A 20,342-nucleotide genomic window follows, 5' to 3' on the forward strand; every position below is an offset into this window, starting at 1 on the left:
CCCTCATCGGGGTATGGTGAAGAATCCCGAGTGCTGCTCTTACCCGGTCACGTCTTCACGATCGTTACGTTCGTCACGGTTTTACAAGGCGGCGATTCGGGGCCGGAGCGGATGACTCAATCCGGCGACACTCTCAATTCGTACTGTTTCCATTATGCCGTGTGCGTGCCGGCAACGCATGCGGACCGCTCAAGTTTCTCCGATGAAGTGCCGATACCGCGATTAACGTCGCGCCCTGCAGCCTTCGACCACAAAAAAGGGGAAATGTTTTGGAACAGACCGTCCGTGAAATCGACAGGGAAGCCGACAAGATCGTTCGCGAGATCGGCATTCCGCCGTGCCCCGCGATTCTCACGAAGCTGCTCAAGGAGATGCGTGAGGACGAGCCCGACTACAACAAGGCCTCGAAGCTGATCAGCACTGACGTGGGCCTGTCGGCGGCCATGCTGAAAACGGTCAACTCGCCTTTCTTCGGGCTGCGCACGAAGGCGACCTCGGTAAACCAGGCGCTGCAGTTGATGGGATTGCGCAACACTGTCGAAATCGTCACCGGTCTGCTGCTGCGACAGGTCTTCCCCGTCGGCGACAACGCCGCCATGGACGGCTTCTGGCAGGCCTCCTCGGGCATCGCCGAAGTCACCGCGCAACTGGCACGGCCGCTGGGCATTACGAACCGGGACGAGGCTTATACGTTCGCCTTGTTCCGCGACTGCGGCATCCCGCTGATGATCGGTCAATTTTCGGGCTATGCGAATTTCATGAAGGTGAGCCACCTGGATAGCGGCCGCGCAATCACGGCGGACGAAATAGACGAGTTCGGCGTCGACCACGCGAGCCTGGGCGCGCGGCTCGCACAGAGCTGGCTGCTGCCCGAAGAGACCTGCCTGGCGATCCAGAACCACCACGATTACCCGCTGCTGCAAGGTGGGTCCGTGGCGGACGGGATCTGCACGCTGGTGGCGCTGGTCCTGGCCGCCGAATGGATCTATACCCGGCATAATATTGGGCCGAAATGCAGGGAATGGTCGCAAGGGGGGGGCTTTGCGCTGGATGTTCTCGGGATCAGCGAGGAAGAATTGATGGCCAAGGCGGAGAAGATAGATCATTAACATCAGGGGCTAGGGACTAGGGGCTAGTAAAAGCTCCGTGCTTTAAGCTCCCATTCGGTACTCCGACCTCGGCCCTGCCTTTGTTCCCCCCCTAGCCCCTATTAGTCCCTAGCCCCTGCTTTTACCCTAGTCCCTATCCCCTAGCCCCTATTTCTTACATTCCTTCCTGGAATAGATAATATAGTCATCGCTGGTCTATTGTGCGATGCCGCAATGGCGTCTAATGCTACCCATACGACGGACGAAAGGGTTTTCGTCCACCCCGCCAAGACTGACGGGCTATCGCAAGACAAGATCAGTTATTCTTAATTGGAAGGAAAACACCATGAACGCAACCAAACTCATCATCGCTGCGGGCTTGGCCGTTGCCACGACTGGCGCCTTTGCTGAAACCGGCGTGGGCACCTACCAGATCGACAACGTCGCCAATGTCTATGGCCGGGCAGGCGTGCCCAACGTGAAGATCGTCGGCGCCGTCGCAACGCAATCGGGCAATGTCGCCGATTCCGGCCGCGATAGCAGCAAGGGCGATACGAAGGTCGCCGTGACAGTTGGCAAAGGGGTGATCGAATTCGGCCGTAGCTAAGGTAATGGCAACAGGCCTTCGGTGAGCGATCACTGAGGCCGAAAGTGCAGTAAAAACAGCGGCGCACCGTCAATCGGTGCGCCGCTCTTCATGGCACTCACTAGGAAAGCTTTACCATCGGCAACCTGGCGAAGCACGCCAAAGTCGGCGTGGAAACCATTCGCTGCTGCCAGAACTTCGGATTGCTCCAAGTACTCCCTAAACCGAACACCGGTTATCGCCAGTACCCGAAAGAGGCCCTGGAACGGTTGCATTTGGTTGCGGTTCGCGCTGTCCTCGAAGAACTGATTCATCAATGCGATGCGAATCCCTATGCGACCGGTTCTCCAATCGTCTCCGCCCTCTCCGGAGCCAACAATCCTTCTTGACGCACTGCAAGATTGACTGTTCCACCCGCAGACAGTTAGTCTGCGCGCCACTGTACGGTTTCCGGGCAAGCAGATGATGAAGCCAGGATTCGTGCAGATTGTTCGGTGTTGACCTGCCCCAGTGCAGATTCAAACGGGAAGACGATGTCATAAGCGACATCATCGATTCTCACGAATGCATCGCCGTGGCGTGTTGCAACCGATACCCGGCGACAGCTATGCGTTCTGCTTCTATGGCAACGCGAATGCCCGCCGCGGTTGACCTGACCGCAAGGGAAGGTTTCGATTTACCGGATTGGATAGTTGCCGGATCGGCCAACACCGGTTCGACGCAAAGGAGACTTCTGGCAACACAGCCGGGGGAGGAGTAACCAGCCGACGAAGAGGCACGATCTGCCCACTTCGCCAACTGGTTTATAAAAAAGACGACGGCCCCGAGTGCGGAGCAACCCGCTCTGCGTTCGGGGCCGGGTCATTTCCAGCGCAGGAATTCAGCCGATCGGCATGGCCAACGATGGCCAGACGACGTAGCCGAGAAACTGTTCCGGTTCGAGCAGCACCACCGCCTTGTCCCGCAGTTCTCGGGCCGACGGCGTCTCGCCCGACCGCAGATAGCGTTGCAGCACTTCAATTGGGTCGTCGCCTGGCTTGCAGTCGAGCGAGCGGCCCCTGAGTTCGATCCGCCTGCCCTGATAGGCTTCGGGATTTGCCGCATCGCGACCGAACTTCGATTTACCGAAATCCGCCTTGGCCAGTTGCTGGAACGGAAAAGGCGCTTCTGAATGTTCTGCGTAGAAAGTCCAGACATCGAACACGTCGACGCCGGTTGAACCATTGACGAAGTGCAGCGCCGGATCCTTGCAGAGCGCGGCGCAAACCATGCGCCTGCGGTAGAGCATCGCCCATTCGGGATGACGCTCGAAAAAATCCTCGCGCTCGGCACTTGCGATACGCGCGAGCCTCTTCAGGTCGGACTTGGTTATTCGTTCGAACGAGCGTTCTTCACTCATAACGGTGATTAGTAACTGGTGATTGGTGATTGGTCGAACGGAACACCCTCATTTTTGTCTTTCGCCACTCACCGACTACTGGTCACCAATAACCTCACCGTGGGCATCAGCCCATCGTGTTCGGCACCCACTGCGTGCACCATCCGTTCGGATTCACCAGCTCGCTGAGGATGATGCACTTGCCATCGCCCTGGTAGAGCACGCACCTGGAACAGGTGCGGCCGAGATAGGGTTCGTCGCGATAGCCGACTTCTTCCCGCGTACGAATGCGCATGCCCGGCTTTTGCTGGGCAACAGCCGGCGCCATCGCGACGCCCGCGCAGGCGACCGCGGCCTTCAGCAGCGCGCGCCGTGCCGGTACTATTGGCTTCTCTTTCATCCCCACCTCCGATCAGACAGAAGCTGACCCGCATTCGAATGCGCAAACGATTATAGCCCCGCGCTTCCCGCCACCCGGTCAGACGTGGAATTTCTCCAGCATGGTACGGTCCACTTCGACGCCCAGACCCGGACCGGACGGGATCTCGACCCATCCACCGACTTGCTGGATCGGCCTGGTGATCAGGTGCTGGCGGAAAGGATGCGAGGAACAGTCGTACTCGAGGACCGGTTCCATGGCGAACAATGAATGATGCGCAACCGGTACTGCGGCGATGAATTGCAACGACGCCGCTTGTGCGATCGCCGAGCCCCAGACGTGCGGATTGATTTGCACCCCGTGCGACTGCGCCAGCGCGATGATGTGACGACCGGCGGAGATGCCGCCGCAGGAACCGAGATCCGGCTGCGCGACATCCACGGCACCGGCACCGATGAACTCGCGAAAACCATAGAGCGTGTGCTCGTTTTCGCCGCCGGCGATCGGCATGGACAGCTTCTGCCGCATTTCGACGTAGCCCTGCACATCTTCCGGAACGACCGGCTCTTCGTACCACCGCAGGTCATATTCGTCGAGCGCGCGACCGAGCTTCAGCGCCTCGGCACGTCCGTAGGCGTGGTTGGTGTCGACCATAAGCGTGATCGGCCTGCCCTGGATCGCGCGGCCGATTTCTTTCATGCAGGCGATATCGTCATCGACGCCATAGCCCAGCTTCACTTTCATCAACGAGAAACTCGCTTCGAAGTGACGGACGGCTTCTTCACCGAGCCGCTTCGCTTCGCCCTGCCCCTTGATGCGATAGAAGCCGGTCGCGTACGGCTGCACGCGCGTACGAAAAGCACCGCCCAACAATTTGTAGACGGGCGACTCATGAAATTTGCCGGCGATGTCCCAGAGCGCGATGTCCACCGCACTGATGGCCGCGACGACAGAGCCCTTGCGCCCGTAGTCGCGGGTCATGTGGTACATGCGGTGCCAGAGCACTTCGATGTCGAGCGGATCTGCGCCGATGACCAGGGGCTTCAGCGCCTTGTCGATGACGGTGGCCGCGATCTCGGGCGGTTCCAGCCCCTGGGCGAAGGCTTCGCCCCAGCCGGTGATGCCCTGGTCGGTGAGCACTTCGACCAGCGTTGCGGAGCGTTGCCTGACCCAGCCCTGGGAAAACGCAAACGGCTCGGCGAGCGGGCTCTTGAGGACGTGGATTTTGACGTCGGTGATTTTCATTCTTACGGTCCTGTTATTTGGTACGCCCCTGCCCGGAGGCGGGAAACGCCGCTGCAATTGTCCACGAAGTCCCGAGCAACCTCGTGGACAGGTGGGATCGCGGCGGGAAAACCCGCCGCGACGCCAGGTCAGTAGTGGCTCAGGAAATGACCGTGACGCACTCCGGTCATCATTTCCATGAACTGCTCCAGGCTCAAGTGGATCAGCTCGGTGTGGTCTCCAGCCTCGATAAAGATGTCCGGCTGCGTTTGCAGGGTTTCTTCCACGATGGTCTCCACGCCGTAAGCGGGCCCGACCGGAGGAATCGCCCCCGGAGCGCAGTCGTCGAACAGGCGATTTACCTCCAGTTCGCCCGCGAGCCTCAGTTTGCGGTGCATTTGCTTGCTGAGTTCGCCGAGATGAACACGCGCATTCGCCGGCACAACCGCCATCACGTAACCTTTGTCGTCCTCCAGGATTACCGACTTGGCCAAGCGCTCGCCCGGTATATGCGCCACGCGCACCGTTTCCATGCTGCTCGCGGTGCGGGGATGGCTGAAGACCTCGTATTCGACGTGGTACCGGTGCATGTACTCCATCAGTTTAGGGGAGATACTCATAGTGCCCTCCTTCGGAAAACAAGCTCCGCATCAACCGCCCGGTCATGGCACATACCCATGGCGGAGCGTGTTTTCACTCACGACGCGGGTCCATAAAAACTGCTTCAGATAGTCCGGTCCGCCAGCCTGAATACCGGTGCCTGAGTGACCGATGCCGCCGAAGGGCTGTGCCGCAACCAGCGCACCAGTGATCCGGCGGTTGATGTAGAGATTGCCGACCCGGAAACGCTTGCGTGCCAGCTCGATGTGCGCAGGCAGGCGGGAGAACACGCCACCCGTGAGCGCGTAGTCGCTGTCGAGCGCCATCTCCAGGGCCTGTTCAAAGCTGGCGGCACGCAACACCGCCAGCACCGGACCGAAGATTTCTTCGCGTGCGAGGCGGTGATGCGGTTCGATGCCGGTGAAGATCGCCGGCGCGACGTAGAAACCGAGATCGGGCACCTTGCCGCGGTAGAACAAGCGGCCCTCGATCCGGCCGACTTCAACGTAACTTTCGATCTTCTGCCGCGCCATTGCACTGATCACCGGGCCGAACACATGCTGCGGATCTTCCGGCGGCCCGTAACTGTAAGCATGGAGCGCCTCGGCAAGCCTCTTCACGAAAAGGTCGTGGCGGTTTCCCACCACGATCACTCGAGAGGCGGCCGAGCACTTCTGCCCCTGGTATCCGAACGCGGATTGCAGCGTCTGCGGCACCGCCTCGTCGAAATCGGCATCGCTGTCGACGATGATCGCATTCTTCCCACCCATTTCACATGCGACACGTTTCAGCTGCCGCTGACCGAGACAGAGTCCGGCTGTCTGCTTCAGGATCGTTGCGCCCACGTCGCGCGAGCCGGTGAAGGCGACGATGGCGACGTCGTAGTGCTCGACCAGCCGGCGGCCGACCGTCTCGCCGTTGCCGGGGAGCAATTGACACACCTGCGGCGGAAAACCGGCTTCGCGCAGTATCTCGAGAAGCTGACAGGCAACCAGGCGCGCGGGACCCGCAGGCTTCATGATCGCGGTATTACCGGCGACCAGCGCGGCGGCGGTCATGCCGGTAAGGAGGGCAAGTGGGAAATTCCATGGCGCGATGATCGCCGCCACGCCGCATGACTCGTAACGGAGTTGGTCGATCTCGGCGGGATAGGTGGCGGTCGGCTTCCAGCCGTCGAGTGCCGCCATTTCACGCGCGTAGTAGCGCAGATAGTCTATTGCCTCGGCAACGTCGGCATCCGCCTCGCGCCAGTTCTTGCCAACCTCAAGCACCTGCCACACGGCAAGCTCCTCGCGCCGTCTGAGCATGATGCCCGCCGCGCGCAGGCAAAGTTCGACCCTTTGCGCTGTCGGTACATCGCGCCATTCGGCAAACGCGGCGCGGGCGTTGGCGACCGCCTGCTCCGCGTGTACTTCGGTCGCCGCTTCGACGCGTCCCAGCATCTCGGTCGGGTCCGCGGGGTTGATCGCCGGTTCGAATCGACCCGCGGAAGCGGCGCCGTGGATTGCCAGCGGATGGTCTCGTCCCAGCTGTCCGCGCACGACATCCAGTGCATGCGCAAAGCCTGCACACAGATCGTGCCGGCTGAAATCCAGCTGCGGCATGTTGACGAAACCGTTCGCTGGCGCACGACCTTCCCCGGCCGGGGAGGCCGCCGGCGGGGCGAGCAGCAGGTGCAGGTCCCGGCCCTCCGCGTAGGTTTGCCGGAGTACCGAAGTATTCGCCATGTTTTCCATCAACCGGCGAACGAGATAAGCGATGCCGGAAATCAGGTCGCCAACAGGCAGATACATCCGCAACTGAACGCCGCTGTGCGCGATCGCGCCGGCAAGCGGTGCGGCCATGCCGTGCAGCATCTGTATTTCCCAGGCGGATGCCGGCAGCCCGCGTATGCGCGCCCCCGCGATCGCATAGGCGAGGCCTCTGACGTTGTGTCCCGCTATCGCCGGAAAAACGATGTCGGCGTGGTCGAGCAGCAGGTCGGTCAGCCGTTCGTACTGTGTGTCCGTTTGTGCCTTGTCCTCGAAGACCGGCGGCGGCCAGCAGCGCTGACGCGCGATCGCGAGTTCGGTATCCCAGTACGCACCTTTCACCAAGCGAACGCCGATACGGCGCCGATTCGATCGGGCGAAGCCGATGAGCTGTTCGAGGTCCTTCTGGGTATCGGGAAGATAAGCCTGCAGGGCGATCGCCGGCATCCATCCCGGTTCCAGGTAAGTCGCCGCCAGCTCGCGGAATGTCTCCAGCACCAGCGGCTTCAGTTCGGCCTGCTCCATGTCCAGGGTAAGGCAGGCGCGCAGCTCGAGCACGCGTGGCATCAGTTTCCGCAGCGCCTTCATCGCACGCTGGCGCGAGCGTTCCGGATCGATCGGGTCGAGGCGCGGCGTAAGCGCGGTGAGTTTGACGGAAAGATGCGGCGATTTGGAGCCGGCGGCCGCCTGCCAGTCGAGTAGATCGAGGTTGCGCTGCAGATAGCGTTCGGCCTCGGCGTCGGTGAGGACGGCTTCGTCGACCACATCGAAACTGGCGACAGCGGGCAGCGTACGCAACTCATCGAGCGCGCGCGCAACCGCGCTTCTCGATTCCTCGACCAGGAAATAGCGCGCCAACCGCCCGACCGAGGCGCGGACCACCGGCGCCAGCAAAGCGTGGTTGCCCAGTCTCAACAACCGGTTCCAGGCCCCGCCAAGCGCATGGCCCTCGAGATAGCCGCGAAAATGGGACGCAACGTCGGCGGCGGATTCAAGATGGGGAAGAGCGTCGATGAATCGGAACAGCGCCGCCCGCAGCTTCTCATTCTCGATTGCGCGCGTCAGCACCCTGCCCTTGAGACCCCGTGCGTCGAACAACGAGGGTCTGGCGCCTGCTGCGAACCGGTAAAGATCCGACCCGATCTCGAATATCAGCGCTTCGAATTCCGTCTTTTGAGCTGCCCCGCCCATGATCGCCCTTCCAGCACTGATGACTCTATATTTGAGTCTCGCCGGAGCCTGCCGGTTCGTCGCGGAATGAGTAGAATTTGCTCACGACCCATGCCGACAATACGTTGGGATCCCGGGAGACCGCGCAATTGTTTCGAGAAACGGCTATAAATGGAGAATCAGAAAAAAGGGGGTGCCCTCATGTACCGCAAAATCCTGCTGCCGACCGATGGCTCGGCGTTATGCGATTCCGCAACGCAAAAAGGCATCGACTTCGCGAAATTCGCCGGCGCCAGTGTCGTTGCTTTTCATGCAATCCCCGCCACGTCCTACCTGATCTACACGGAAGCCGGACCGAGCGACGTCCTCGCCGAGCAATTCGAGCGCGAGGCGAAGGTACGCGGGGAGCGCCTGGTCGAGACCCTGAAAGACCGCGCCAGTGAAGCGGGCGTCTCCTGCGAAACACTGCTGCTGACGGACGATCACCCCTGGGAAGGCATCATCGAGGCAGCAACCACGACGGGTTGCGACCTGATCTTCATGGCATCGCATGGTCGTCGCGGACTAACGGCGATGTTGCTGGGAAGCGAAACGGCACGGGTGCTGACCCACACCAAGATACCGGTGATGGTGTATCGCTAGCGCGGCGGGCACGGATAAGCGGCGCGCAAGCCCTGGATGATGAGATAGCGGCGCGGGCGGTAGCGTTCTTCCGGATGGGCTTCCAGGTAGTTTTTGACGGCGACGAACGCCGCAGCCTGCGGATCGTCTGCCGCCTGCGGATTTTCCCTGGAGAGGCAGAACACGCTGCCGTCCCACCTGGTCCTGACATTGTCGACGTGGGCGAGCGCGGCTTGCCTGGTCGCGGGCCTTTCCATCAGGCCCAGCAACTCATCGCCATCGTCCTCGGCGAAGGCGAGACCGGGCAACACCAGCAGCAACATCAAAACCAGTGTTTTCACGTCCAATCCAGCCCCAGGCAAAAAAAGCAAAGAGCGCTTGCGAATCCGGCGTCGGCCCGGCACTGGCAAGTGCTCTTGAATGGTGCCGCTGGCCGGATTTGAACTGGCGACCTTCGCATTACGAATGCGCTGCTCTACCAACTGAGCTACAGCGGCGTGGGCGCGAATTATACGGCGGCCGCGGTCCCGCGGGCAAACCGCAAAATCGGCCTTCAGCAGTTCTTGCGGCTGCATGAAGCGAAGCAGTCCGATGCAATGAGTCACTGCCAGCCAAACCGACGGGCGTAAAACCCTTTCATCGCCTGCGTGAGCGTCATGTAGCCGAACAGGATGCCGATAAGCCACGGGAAGTAGGACAAAGGCAAGGCCTGCAGCTTGAAGTAGTCGGCCAGCGCACCCATCGGCAAATAGATGCCGGCAGCCATGATCGTCGCCGTCATGAAGATGAGCGGCCACGCCGGCCGGCTCTGGATAAATGGAATCCTCCTCGTCCGGATCATGTGGACGATCAGCGTTTGCGACAGCAGCCCCTCGATGAACCAGCCGGACTGAAAGAGGGTTTGCCCGGCGACCGAATCGGCCTTGAAGGCGAACCACATGAGGCAGTAGGTCGCAATGTCGAAAATCGAGCTGATCGGCCCGAAGAACACCATGAAGCGGCCGATTTCGCCTGGATTCCAACGCTGCGGCTGCTTCAGCAGATCCTCGTCGACATTGTCGAAAGGGATCGCGATCTGCGAGATGTCGTAGAGCAGGTTCTGCACCAGCAGTTGCAGGGGCAGCATCGGCAGGAAGGGCAGGAATGCGCTCGCCACCAGCACCGAGAACACGTTGCCGAAGTTTGAACTGGCGGTCATCTTGATGTACTTGAGCATGTTGGCGAAAGTCTTGCGACCCTCGACGACGCCTTCCTCCAGCACCATCAGGCTTTTTTCGAGCAAAATGATGTCGGCCGCTTCCTTGGCGATGTCCACGGCGGTGTCCACGGAAATGCCGATGTCGGCGGCACGAAGCGCCGGTGCGTCGTTGATGCCGTCGCCCATGAAACCGACCACGTGACCCCGGCCGCGCAACGCCATTACGATCCGCTCCTTGTGGACCGGTGTGAGCTTGGCGAAGATGTTGTGCCGCTCCGCCGCCTCGGCGAGCTGGCTCTCTGTCATGACCTCAACGTCAGCACCGAGCACGATTCCGTCCGCTGGCAGTCCGACTTCGCGGCAGATCTTGGCAGTGACCAGTTCGTTGTCGCCGGTCAGTATCTTGACCGCCACCCCATGCGCATTGAGAGCCCTGAGTGCGGGAGCCGTAGATTCCTTTGGCGGGTCGAGAAAGGCGATGTAGCCGACCAGGATCAGATCAGATTCGTCGGCAACGCCGTAGACGTCCTTCGCGGGTGGCAGCTCCTTCGAAGCGACCGCGACCACTCGCAGTCCTTCCTCGTTGAGGGAGGCCGTGACCTCGCGAATACGGGAAAGCAGGTCCGGCGATAGCGGCTCAACCGCCTCGCCATGCTGAGCGCGGGTGCAGACCGCGAGTATTTCCTCCACCGCGCCTTTGCAGATCAGCAAGTGGTGTTCGTCGTGCTCGGCAACCACCACCGACATACGCCGCCGCGTGAAGTCGAACGGAATCTCATCCACTTTTCGGAAAGCGGTCGCAACTTCCAGTTCGCGGTGGACGTCGACGTGCTCCAGCACCGCCACGTCGAGCAGGTTCTTCAATCCCGTCTGGTAGTAGCTATTGAGGTACGCGTATTCGAACACCGTGTCCGACTCCACGCCGAATACATCCGTGTGTCGCTCCAGGAAGATCTTGTCCTGTGTGAGCGTCCCGGTCTTGTCGGTGCACAGCACGTCCATCGCGCCGAAATTCTGGATCGCATCCAACCGCTTCACGATGACCTTACGGCGCGACATCAATACCGCGCCCTTGGCCAGCGTCGAAGTGACGATCATCGGCAGCATCTCGGGTGTGAGACCCACGGCGATCGACAGGGCGAAGAGAAATGCCTCCACCCAGTCGCCTTTGGTAAAGCCGTTGATGAGCAGTACGATCGGGGACATGACGAGCATGAAGCGAATGAGCAACCAGCTCACCTTGTTCACACCCGCCTGGAATGCTGTCGGTGTGCGGTCCGCCGCGGTGACTCGCTCGGCGAGCGTGCCGAAATAGGTACGGTTGCCGGTGGCGACCGCCGCCGCCGCCGCCGATCCACTTACGACGTTGGTCCCCATGAACAGGACGTTGTCCAGTTCGAGCGGATTGGTCACGCCGGTGACTCGCTGGACCGCGAACTTCTCCACCGGCAACGATTCGCCGGTCATTGCCGCTTGACTCACGAACAGATCTTTGGCCGAGAGGATGCGCAGATCGGCCGGGATCATGTCACCGGCTGCGAGCAGCACCACGTCGCCAGGTACCAAATACTTGATCGGTACCTCGGCCTTGTGTGGCCCCTTGGGATGCAGCATGGCGCCGAAATAACGGCGCGCACCTTCTGCGGCGTCCTGCGCCGGGTCGCGGCGCAGTACCGTTGCGGTATTGCTGACCATCTCCTTCAACTTGTCGGCCGCGCGGTTCGAGCGCGATTCCATGACGAAGCGGATTAAGGTGGAGAGCACCACCATCGTCGAGATGACGATGGTGGCCTTCATGTCCTCCGTGTAGTAGGAAATGATGGCGAGCACCGTCAACAGCAGGTTGAACGGGTTCTTGTAGCAGTGCCACAGGTGCAGCCATCCCGGCAGTGGTTTTTCGTGCTCGACCTCGTTCAAACCCACGCGCTCACGGATGCTCTCGGCCTGCGTCTCGGTCAGGCCGTCCGGATGCGTGCCCAATTGCGCGAGAAGCGCATCGGTATCGCTGCGGGAGGCGGCAAGCAGCGTCTGCGCCAGCGCCGACGGCATCTCGCGGGTGACGGTCGCTCCCTTGAACGCATCGAGGATCGCCAGGCGACGGAAGTGGCGAGTGATCGCGCGGGTGCGGACAAAGCCCGCGAAAAATTCTTTCAAGATTGAGAAGTTCATGTTGTTCTCCTTATATCCCCGCCGTTTGGAGCGATCAGAGCGGCGGTATGAACGATGGACCGTCCATCGGTTTCTCAAAACTCCGTATGCAGGCGAATCGTGCCGACGTCAACCGGGCCGCGATCCGCGTTGTAGGCCGGGTTCTCGATGCGCTGCATATCGAAAGTGACCCAGTTCCTCTTGAAGACATTCAAGCTGTAGAAAACTTCGACGATATTCTCTGGCTGGTAATTGAGTCGTCCGTCACCGACAAAGAAGCCGACCCCCCCAGCCGCCAGGTAAGCGCGATGGACCGCCGACAGGCCGTTCCGGGCTAAGGCCACGCCCAAAGAGTCCTGAACACGTCCCCAGGCGCCGCCCTTGATGAGAACGCCGCCAGAAAGTGAGCGGTCTATTTCTGTGAAGGCATAGGTTTCGGTTTGCCCGTCCGCCCACATGGCGCGCGCGAACAGACCCACATCAGGGGTGATCGCCTGTTCCAGATTGATGCCGATACCGGCCTTGATCTGTTCCCCCGTGCGTACGGCGTTAATGTCGGGTGTGGCCCCGCTCTGGGCCGCAAGATTGAGCGCATCGCTAAAGCGGGACATTACGGCGCGATTGCGGAAGGCCAGGACCCGCATCGTGCCCGGCTGATTTCCAAGTGTGTGCGCCCGCTCGACCTCGATCTGGTCGCCGTAGTGCTGAATAATTCGCGAGTCGAGCGGAAGTTGGTTGGGTTCTTTCGGCTGAATGAAGCGTCCAGCGCGTATGGCCCAGTTATCGTGGAAATACTCCAATGCCGTGCCCCATGAGTAGCCGCGTGCATCCGCCGCGTAGTCGTAGGCGCCATGCGTCATCACGGACCAGTTGAGAAACTGGGTGCGCGGATCGTGGCTGTAGGCGTTGTCGTCGAAGATGTCTAGCACCGACAGGTTGCCGGCAGTTAGAACGACACGCCGCTTATCCACGATGCCGGCGAGATGGTTGGCGTCCGATTCCACCTTCTCGCTGCCCCCGCCCATGCCCCAGGTCTGGCGCAGGAACAGGCGCGCCCGGTAAAACTTGAGCGTCGGCCCGGCGGTACGGGCGATCTCGCCATTGGTGAAGCCGCCCAGACCCGTCAGGTTGGAGAGTGGCACGCCCTGCACCGCCTCGGGGTCGAAATAGAACTCGCCACCAGACCACGGACGGAAGCCCAGCGCCGCGGTGGCGGTAAACGAATAACTTTTCTCCCGCTCGGTGGAAAGACTGTTCTGCCCGGAATAGGCAGCAGTGAAAGGTCGTTTCGCCTGCCAGACGTAGGTGGCCTGGAGCTTGGCGTTCCAGTCCTCGGACTCGGGTGGTTGTCCCCAGACTAAGACGGGCAGCAACGCGCCGACAATGGCCGCCGTGCGGCGATGTTTCAACAGCAAGGTCATGGACCTCTCCCCGAAAACAGAATTCATCGAGGCAGAGCCCCCGGTCAGCACACACCGACCATGCCTCGCCAGAATATCCGGCAAGACTGAAGCGACGCGCATCGGTCTGCAGGACCAACTCGCATCACGAAGCACCCCAGGGGTGCCCGGCCAGTCTTTAGGCAGTTGCTCGGCTAGAAAGCCGACCGTCCGCCCATGTCAAGTGAGATGGAAGCTTTTTGAAGGCGAGAGCGATGGTCTTCGCCTGGACGCCGCTTCCCGCTTTCGGCGGGAGCGGCAGGGGAAATGCCTGCGTTATCCTGCCGAGAGACCGCCGTTCCTCAAGGATCGGCGACTACTGCCACTCGAACTAGTGCCCACGGGGGCCTCCGCATTCAACAATAACGGGGTGAAGTGTATCTCGGAAAATTGAACGGTAAAGTAAAAATTCCGTAAATTTTTACTGCATTTGAATTTGCCGTCAGCGGTTCTTGAAGACGGGTTTGCGCTTCTCCACGAACGCGGCCATGCCCTCCTTCTGGTCCTCGATCGCGAAGCCCGAATGAAACAGCCGCCGCTCGAAACGGACGCCTTCCGCCAGCGTCGTCTCGAAGGCGCGGTTCACGGATTCCTTCGCCATCATTACGACCGGGAGGGACAATTCGCAAATCTTGTCCGCGGCCTTCAGCGCCTCGTTCATCAATTCCGCCAGCGGCACGACCCGGCTTGCAAGACCGGCGCGCTCCGCCTCGGCAGCATCCATCGTGCGCGCCTGACCCAGCAGCACCATCTCCATGGCTTTGGATTTTCCGACGAAGCGCGGCAGCCGCTGGGTGCCGCCGGAGCCGGGGATGATGCCGAGGTTGATCTCGGGCTGACCGAATCTTGCATTGTCCGCCGCAATGATGAAGTCGCACATCATCGCCAGTTCGCATCCGCCGCCAAGAGCGTAACCTGCCACCGCAGCGATCACCGGCTTGCGGCAACGCGTAACGCGCTCCCATTCGGCGGTGATGAAATCCTCCTTGTAGACGTCCATGTAGGTCTTTTCCTTCATGGCCTTGATGTCGGCACCGGCGGCAAACGCCTTGTCGCTGCCGGTGACAATCATGCAGCCGATGTTCTCGTCGGCTTCGAAGGCGTCGAACGCGGCGGACATTTCACGCATCAGGTCCGGCGACAGTGCGTTCAGCGCCTTGGGGCGGTTGAGCATGATCAGTCCGACCTTGCCGCGGGTTTCGACGATGATATTTTCGTAGGTCATGACCTGTCCTTCCGGGTGAGTTTTATAATCCGTCGACGGCCGCATCCGCGGACGAGGACAAGAAAAGGAAAACGCCAGTGAAATTCAATGCCATTTTATTGGATATCGCCGAGGGGGTCGCGACGATCACCTTGAACCGTCCGGACAAACTGAATTCCTTCACCGGTGAAATGCATGCGGATCTGAAGCAGGCCATGCAAATCATCCAGGCCGACCGCAGTGTGCGCGTGCTGATGATTACCGGCGCCGGCCGCGGCTTCTGCGCCGGGCAGGATCTCTCCGAGCGCATGATGGGAGACGGCAGCGAAACCACCGATGTGGGCAGTTCGCTGGAAAAGAACTACAACCCGCTGCTGAAGCGGTTGCGCGCGCTGCCGTATCCGGTGATCTGCGCGGTCAACGGTGTCGCCGCCGGCGCCGGTTGCAACCTGGCGCTCGCCTGCGACATCGTGATTGCCGCGAAATCGGCGAGCTTCATCCAGGTGTTCAACCGTATCGGCTTGATTCCCGATGCCGGCGGCACGTACACGCTGCCACGCCTGGTCGGCACGGCGCGCGCAATGGCCGCCGCGATGCTTGCGGAGAAAGTCAGCGCGGAACGGGCGGAACAATGGGGAATGATCTGGAAATGCGTCGACGACCATCAGCTCATGACTGAAGCCACCGCGCTGGCGCGACAACTGGCCGGACAGGCGACCCGGGCATTGGGGCTGACCAAGCGCGCGATCTACGCGTCCGCAAACCATACTTTCGATCAGCAGCTCGATCTCGAACGCGATCTGCAGCGCGAAGCGGCGAAAAGCGAGGACTTCCGCGAGGGTGTGGCTGCTTTCAGGGATAAACGTCCGGCGAGATTCACCGGCCACTGAAAAACAATTGCGGCAGAACTATACCTGCGGGAAGTCCGCGGGACGCACGCGGATGACGATGTCCATGCCCTCGGTGACCATGCCGGCCGGGAGCGACGGTAATCCGGAAACGCGGATATCGACGGCATCGATGTCCGTGAGCTTGCCGGACTCGACGTCATACATATGATAGTGCGGTGAAGTATTCGGGTCGTAGAAGACCTTGTTCGGATCGACGATCACTTCCCGGATGAGCTTCTTTTCGAGGAAGAGATTGAGCGTGTTGTAGACCGTTGCCTTGGATGTCTCGGAGTGGCGTTCATTGACGATCGCCATGATCTGCTCGGCCGACAGGTGTTCGCAACGGGAAAACAAGGCGTGCGCAATTTCAATGCGCTGGTGGGTTGGATTGATCCCGTGGGCGCGAAGCTTGTCCGCCAAATTGTTTCTGTTGTACTGCGCCGCATCCATGGCAAGGATTATAAGATAAGAATTGGACTCCGTCTAACCTCAGCCTCAAGGAGCGCAAAACATTAGCGCTTTTCCTTGTTTTCGACCGGGACAGGCGCGATTGTATCCTTGGCGGTTTCAAGGCCGGACAGGGCTTGGGAATCGAACCGCACCATGGCAAATATCCGCGTTTTGACCGCTCGTCCGTCGAGTTTTCCAGGCGTAAAAATGGAGCCACGCAGTTCCTCTGCGACGTCTCTTTCGTAGTCATTGAACGACTCGCTGGATTCAACCGCGGCCGTATCGACGACCTTCCCTCCTTCGTCCACGAACAACATGACGATGACCCAGCCGGAAAGCTTTTGCTCCCATGCCGGTCGGGGATATTTTGGGACTCTCATCGCGACCGCCTCGGGTTTTTCGCTGATATCGGAACTTCGCCGATATTCATCGGTCGCCAGCAATGGACTGCTGACACGGCCGGAAATCGGTCGCAAATACAAGGTATCGGAGACCGATACCCCGGGCTGAGATAAGGACTGCTCGATATCCGCGGGTGCGGCAGGCACCACCGGCTTGGGCGCATTGGGCTTCTGATGAAGCGAAGCTTTTTTATCCTTGACCACGATCGGCGCAGCTTCCGGCGACTCGGGCAACCTCTCGATCCGCACGCTCAACGGCGCAACCACAGGCCGGGTAAAAACATTGCCATGGACAGAATATCTTGACAATGAAAACAGCATGAGCGCATGCAGTAGCGCCGACGCCAGTAGAGCCATGCCCAGCCGTCTGTGCGGGTCCAGCGGCCGGCGGAAGATAAAAAACGTATCGCTGATCATCGCCTCTCTTTACATGGCTTAGCCGATAAATATCAATGCCGTGTGCCCGCCTTGGGCACTTATTCCACCAGCCTTTTCAAAGAGGCCGCGGAAAACGTTTCGGACTGACAAAATTCGTCCGCCAACGATAATGCCATGGGCGCCCCATGGCTAGAGCTTTCCCCGCCGTTCATTCTGCCAAACCGACCTCTTGTCGGAAGACGGTGGCATATCGATCTTCCTGTCGCTAGTCTTCGAATACCAAAAAGGAGGAACGTATGAAGAAGCCTGGCGGATTCACGCTAATCGAATTGATGATCGTTGTAGCGATTGTGGCTATTCTCGCCGCGATTGCTCTGCCTTCCTATAATCAGTACGTGGTCCGCGGCAAGCTGACCGAGGCTTATTCGAATCTCCTTGCGATGCGGGTGCAGTCGGAGCAGTGGTTCCAGGACAACAGGATGTATACAGGCATGCCGTGCTCTACGACGAATAACAAATACTTTACTTACGCTTGCTCGAACCTGACTCCCACTACTTATACGATCACTGCCACCGGCATTCCTGCAACCGACGTCGCCGGAATGGCTTTCACCATCGACCAGAGCAACGCCAGAACGACCACCGTCACTGCGCCGGCTACCACGAAGGGCTGGACCGGCAACGCAACGTGCTGGATCGTCAGAAAGAACGGGACCTGCTGATGCGCACGCGTGCTGCAGCCGGCATGACCTTGATCGAGCTGCTGATCGGCTTCGTAATCATTGGCGTCCTGCTGGCGTTGGGGGTGCCAAGTTTTACGGCCTGGCTGCAGAACGTGCAGGTGCGCAATGCGGCCGAATCGATATTCAACGGACTGCAATTGGCCCGTGCCAACGCAGTACAACGCAATAAATCGGTCAGCTTCACGATGGTTGGACCCGATTCGAGCTGGTCCGTCACCATCGTAACGCCTTCTGCACTCGAACCGGCAACAGTTCAATCGCGCAGCGCCGCGGAGGGCACCCCTAACGCGGTGATTGCCACGACCGATCCGACCATCACCTTCGACGGCCTGGGAAAGACCAATCTGCTGGCTGCCGCCACTATCCAGGTGACGAACCCGACCGGCGGCGCGTGCGGCACCGGAACCGGAAATATGCGCTGCCTCAACGTAACGGTGGCAGTAGGCGGGCAGATCAAAATGTGCGACCCGCAAGTATCGGCAGCCGGCGATTCCCGGAAATGCTAACTGGAGTGTCCCCATGACAACGACTTCAAGACGCTCATTGCGCAACGCCCAGTCAGGCGTCATGCTGCTGGAGGCGCTGATCGGCATCCTGATTTTCTCCCTCGGCATTCTGGCCATGGTCGGCATGCAAGCGATGGGCATCAAGCTTGCCACCGACTCGCGGGACCGCGCGGAGGCCAGCAACCTGGCGACCCAGTTGGTCGGTGAAATGTGGCTGAACCGCGCGGCCCTGGCGAGCTACCAATACACTGGAACCGGTACCGCCCCCGCCGCGTTGACCACCTGGATCGCACAGGTCGACGCATCGCTGCCGGATGCAGCCGCAAACCCTCCCATTGTCACGGTTGGTGCCAGCTCGCTCGGCGCAGCGGTCGGCACACAAACCACGGTGACTCTCCGGTGGAGAAATCCGACCGACACGACGGTTCATCAGTTCGTCATGACGGCTTACATCAATTGAGGCCAACCATGCGTCAGCGCTTGAACAAGAAGCTTCAAAGCCCGCATTTCATGCGAGGCATGAGCCTGCCGGAAATTCTGGCCGCGGTGCTCATTGGATTGATCGGCATGATCGTCATCATGCAAGTGTATGCGACGTCCGAAGAAAGAAAGCGCACCACAACAGGCACCAGCGACGCACAGATCAGCGGCAACATCGCCCTGTTTACGCTGGAAAGCACAATCCGCAGCGCGGGCTTCGGCATGGTCTCGGCAGACAACAACATGATCGGCTGCACCACGCTCGCCTACAACAGCAATCGACCGGCCCCCGACTTCACTTTTCTCATGGCCCCGGTGGTCATCACCGTTGGCGCCGCGGGCGCGCCGGACAAGATCACGGTGATATACGGCAGTTCGCCAAACGTCGTGGAAGGCGACGCATTCGTCAGCAGCGCGGCCTCTGGTGCGGATTTTCCGTTGAAAAATGCGGCGGGCATTCTGGCGGGCGATCTCGTCGTGGCCAGCGAAGCAGGGCTCAACTGCTCCATGGCCGAGGTCACCGGATTTCTCCCGGCGGCAGTCAATACCGTCATGCACGCCAACGCGGCCCCCTATAGCTACGTCAATGCCGCCAATCAAACGATCAACGCGACAGCCAGTTACAACAAAGGCGGCGGTTCCGGCGTCGGTTACTCAACTGCCGCGCTGCTATTCACGCTGGGCCGCTCGCCCACCGTCGTGACTTATCAGATTGGCAACGACAAGCTGCAGACCAAAACTCTGATGCCCTACGTTCCGGCGCAGGATGCGGACGGGGATGGTACGTCGGATGCGGACATCGGCGACGGCATCGTGCAACTCAAGGCCCAGTACGGCAAGGATACCGATGGCGACGCCGTGGTGGACACCTGGGATACCACACTGCCGGCTACCTCGGCGCAATGGATGCAGGTACGCGCGATTCGCATTGCCCTATTGGCGCGCAGCGCGAAACTCGAAAAACTGCGCGAGGACGGTAGTCACGTTACCGCCGCCGCCCCCACATGGTACGGCGGCGCTTTCACCATGACGAATCCCGATCTTCTTACCGACTGGCGTGACTACCGTTATCGCGTTTATGAAACGGTGGTACCCCTGCGCAACATGATCTGGAGCAACTGATGACATCCCTAAATCCGAAGATTGTCCGGATTCGTACGACGCGCAGCGCGCAGCGAGGCGTGGTGTTATTCATCGCGCTGATCGTCCTGGTGGCCATGACGCTGGCTGGACTCGCGATGATGCGCTCGGTCGACACCAACAACCTGATTGCGGGCAACCTGGCTTTCAAAAACGCCGCCTCAAGCGCCGGGGACGCCGCGGTCGAGGCGGCCCGCACCTGGGTGACGTCGAAGACGCCGGGCCAGTTGGAGGCAGACCAGGCCGGGTATTTTGCCAACTGGCAGCCTTCCTTCGACCCGAAGACCTTCGATTGGCCGGCAAATGGCACGTTTGTCGGGAATGACAATAACGGCAACGCCATCTATTACGTCGCCCACCGCATGTGCAACGAATCCGCCAAATCGATCGACGCAACGGATTGCGCCAAGGTTGCCACGGTGTCGGTGGGCAGCACCAAGGGCGGCGGCTCTTATGGCAGCTCGCCGCTGGCCGGGACGTCGCTGGTGTTCTATCGGATCACCGCGAAGATCGAAGGACCGAAGTTCACCGTCAGTTACATTCAAGCGTTTATTTATTGATCCATCAG

Annotated in this window: 21 protein-coding genes and 1 tRNA gene; 10 read left to right on the plus strand and 12 right to left on the minus strand. The window is 60.3% G+C overall.

Annotation, left to right across the window (positions count from 1 at the left end):
- Positions 1-269: 269 nt before the first annotated feature.
- The 3 genes from HY067_01700 (at position 270) to HY067_01710 (ending at position 2,063) form a co-directional block, all read left to right on the plus strand.
- Complete coding sequence (locus tag HY067_01700) at positions 270-1,109, plus strand: HDOD domain-containing protein (protein MBI3526662.1); 840 nt, start codon at positions 270-272, stop codon at positions 1,107-1,109.
- Between the two features lie 325 nt (positions 1,110-1,434).
- Positions 1,435-1,695 carry a hypothetical protein gene (locus HY067_01705; protein MBI3526663.1) on the plus strand — a complete coding sequence of 87 codons (261 nt, stop codon included), beginning with the start codon at positions 1,435-1,437 and terminating at the stop codon, positions 1,693-1,695.
- 116 nt (positions 1,696-1,811) lie between these two features.
- On the plus strand, positions 1,812-2,063 hold the full coding sequence (locus tag HY067_01710; GenBank protein MBI3526664.1) for a MerR family transcriptional regulator: 252 nt from the start codon (positions 1,812-1,814) through the stop codon (positions 2,061-2,063).
- Positions 2,064-2,554: 491 nt separating this feature from the next.
- Here HY067_01710 and HY067_01715 read toward each other — a convergent pair whose 3' ends face one another.
- From HY067_01715 to HY067_01735, 5 genes are all read right to left on the minus strand, one after another.
- On the minus strand, positions 2,555-3,073 hold the full coding sequence (locus tag HY067_01715; GenBank protein ID MBI3526665.1) for a hypothetical protein: 519 nt from the start codon (positions 3,071-3,073) through the stop codon (positions 2,555-2,557).
- A 106-nt stretch (positions 3,074-3,179) separates the two neighbouring features.
- Positions 3,180-3,452, minus strand: coding sequence for a high-potential iron-sulfur protein (locus tag HY067_01720; protein MBI3526666.1), 273 nt, complete (start codon positions 3,450-3,452; stop codon positions 3,180-3,182).
- 78 nt (positions 3,453-3,530) lie between these two features.
- Complete coding sequence (locus HY067_01725; GenBank protein MBI3526667.1) at positions 3,531-4,676, minus strand: mandelate racemase/muconate lactonizing enzyme family protein; 1,146 nt, start codon at positions 4,674-4,676, stop codon at positions 3,531-3,533.
- 128 nt (positions 4,677-4,804) lie between these two features.
- Entirely contained in the window at positions 4,805-5,275 is a 471-nt protein-coding gene (locus HY067_01730) for a YbaK/EbsC family protein (protein ID MBI3526668.1), read from the minus strand.
- Between the two features lie 42 nt (positions 5,276-5,317).
- Positions 5,318-8,197: a bifunctional proline dehydrogenase/L-glutamate gamma-semialdehyde dehydrogenase gene (locus tag HY067_01735; GenBank protein ID MBI3526669.1), complete on the minus strand. Its 2,880-nt coding sequence runs from the start codon at positions 8,195-8,197 to the stop codon at positions 5,318-5,320.
- 150 nt (positions 8,198-8,347) lie between these two features.
- Here HY067_01735 and HY067_01740 point away from each other — a divergent pair, with 150 nt between their 5' ends.
- Entirely contained in the window at positions 8,348-8,818 is a 471-nt protein-coding gene (locus HY067_01740) for a universal stress protein (GenBank protein ID MBI3526670.1), read from the plus strand.
- Here HY067_01740 and HY067_01745 read toward each other — a convergent pair.
- The 5 genes from HY067_01745 to HY067_01765 all read right to left on the minus strand — a co-directional run bounded on the left by HY067_01745 (position 8,815) and on the right by HY067_01765 (position 14,807).
- Positions 8,815-9,138, minus strand: a complete 324-nt coding sequence (locus HY067_01745; GenBank protein ID MBI3526671.1) for a hypothetical protein — start codon at positions 9,136-9,138, stop codon at positions 8,815-8,817. The two genes, HY067_01740 and HY067_01745, sit on opposite strands and share 4 nt — an antisense overlap.
- Before the next feature lie 80 nt (positions 9,139-9,218).
- Positions 9,219-9,294, minus strand: a tRNA-Thr gene (locus HY067_01750).
- A 104-nt stretch (positions 9,295-9,398) separates the two neighbouring features.
- Positions 9,399-12,164 carry a magnesium-translocating P-type ATPase gene (gene mgtA, locus HY067_01755; GenBank protein MBI3526672.1) on the minus strand — a complete coding sequence of 922 codons (2,766 nt, stop codon included), beginning with the start codon at positions 12,162-12,164 and terminating at the stop codon, positions 9,399-9,401.
- Positions 12,165-12,238: 74 nt separating this feature from the next.
- On the minus strand, positions 12,239-13,564 hold the full coding sequence (locus HY067_01760; GenBank protein MBI3526673.1) for a carbohydrate porin: 1,326 nt from the start codon (positions 13,562-13,564) through the stop codon (positions 12,239-12,241).
- A 460-nt stretch (positions 13,565-14,024) separates the two neighbouring features.
- Positions 14,025-14,807 carry an enoyl-CoA hydratase gene (locus tag HY067_01765; GenBank protein MBI3526674.1) on the minus strand — a complete coding sequence of 261 codons (783 nt, stop codon included), beginning with the start codon at positions 14,805-14,807 and terminating at the stop codon, positions 14,025-14,027.
- 77 nt (positions 14,808-14,884) lie between these two features.
- Here HY067_01765 and HY067_01770 point away from each other — a divergent pair, with 77 nt between their 5' ends.
- Positions 14,885-15,676, plus strand: coding sequence for a 2-(1,2-epoxy-1,2-dihydrophenyl)acetyl-CoA isomerase (locus HY067_01770; protein MBI3526675.1), 792 nt, complete (start codon positions 14,885-14,887; stop codon positions 15,674-15,676).
- An 18-nt stretch (positions 15,677-15,694) separates the two neighbouring features.
- On the opposite strand, the gene HY067_01775 is transcribed toward HY067_01770, so the two are convergent.
- The gene (locus HY067_01775; GenBank protein MBI3526676.1) at positions 15,695-16,126 is read right to left on the minus strand and encodes a transcriptional repressor; all 432 of its coding nucleotides are present in this window, start codon (positions 16,124-16,126) and stop codon (positions 15,695-15,697) included.
- 62 nt (positions 16,127-16,188) lie between these two features.
- The gene (locus tag HY067_01780) at positions 16,189-16,944 is read right to left on the minus strand and encodes an energy transducer TonB (protein MBI3526677.1); all 756 of its coding nucleotides are present in this window, start codon (positions 16,942-16,944) and stop codon (positions 16,189-16,191) included.
- A 257-nt stretch (positions 16,945-17,201) separates the two neighbouring features.
- Between HY067_01780 and HY067_01785 the strand changes: the two genes are divergently transcribed.
- Genes HY067_01785 through HY067_01805 form a run of 5 tightly spaced genes read left to right on the plus strand, consistent with a single transcriptional unit; the run spans position 17,202 to position 20,334 of the window.
- Positions 17,202-17,627: a prepilin-type N-terminal cleavage/methylation domain-containing protein gene (locus tag HY067_01785; GenBank protein ID MBI3526678.1), complete on the plus strand. Its 426-nt coding sequence runs from the start codon at positions 17,202-17,204 to the stop codon at positions 17,625-17,627.
- A complete protein-coding gene (locus tag HY067_01790; GenBank protein MBI3526679.1) occupies positions 17,627-18,154 on the plus strand; it encodes a GspH/FimT family pseudopilin in 528 nt (175 codons plus the stop codon). Before HY067_01785 ends, HY067_01790 begins: the two co-directional genes overlap by 1 nt.
- Positions 18,155-18,167: 13 nt before the next feature.
- Entirely contained in the window at positions 18,168-18,614 is a 447-nt protein-coding gene (gene pilV / locus HY067_01795; GenBank protein MBI3526680.1) for a type IV pilus modification protein PilV, read from the plus strand.
- Between the two features lie 8 nt (positions 18,615-18,622).
- Positions 18,623-19,756, plus strand: a complete 1,134-nt coding sequence (locus HY067_01800; protein MBI3526681.1) for a PilW family protein — start codon at positions 18,623-18,625, stop codon at positions 19,754-19,756.
- A complete protein-coding gene (locus HY067_01805) occupies positions 19,756-20,334 on the plus strand; it encodes a hypothetical protein (GenBank protein ID MBI3526682.1) in 579 nt (192 codons plus the stop codon). The genes HY067_01800 and HY067_01805 overlap by 1 nt, the downstream gene beginning before the upstream one ends.
- Positions 20,335-20,342 lie beyond the last annotated feature (8 nt).

It is taken from the genome of Betaproteobacteria bacterium (genome assembly GCA_016194905.1).
Lineage (GTDB): Bacteria > Pseudomonadota > Gammaproteobacteria > Burkholderiales > JACQAP01 > JACQAP01.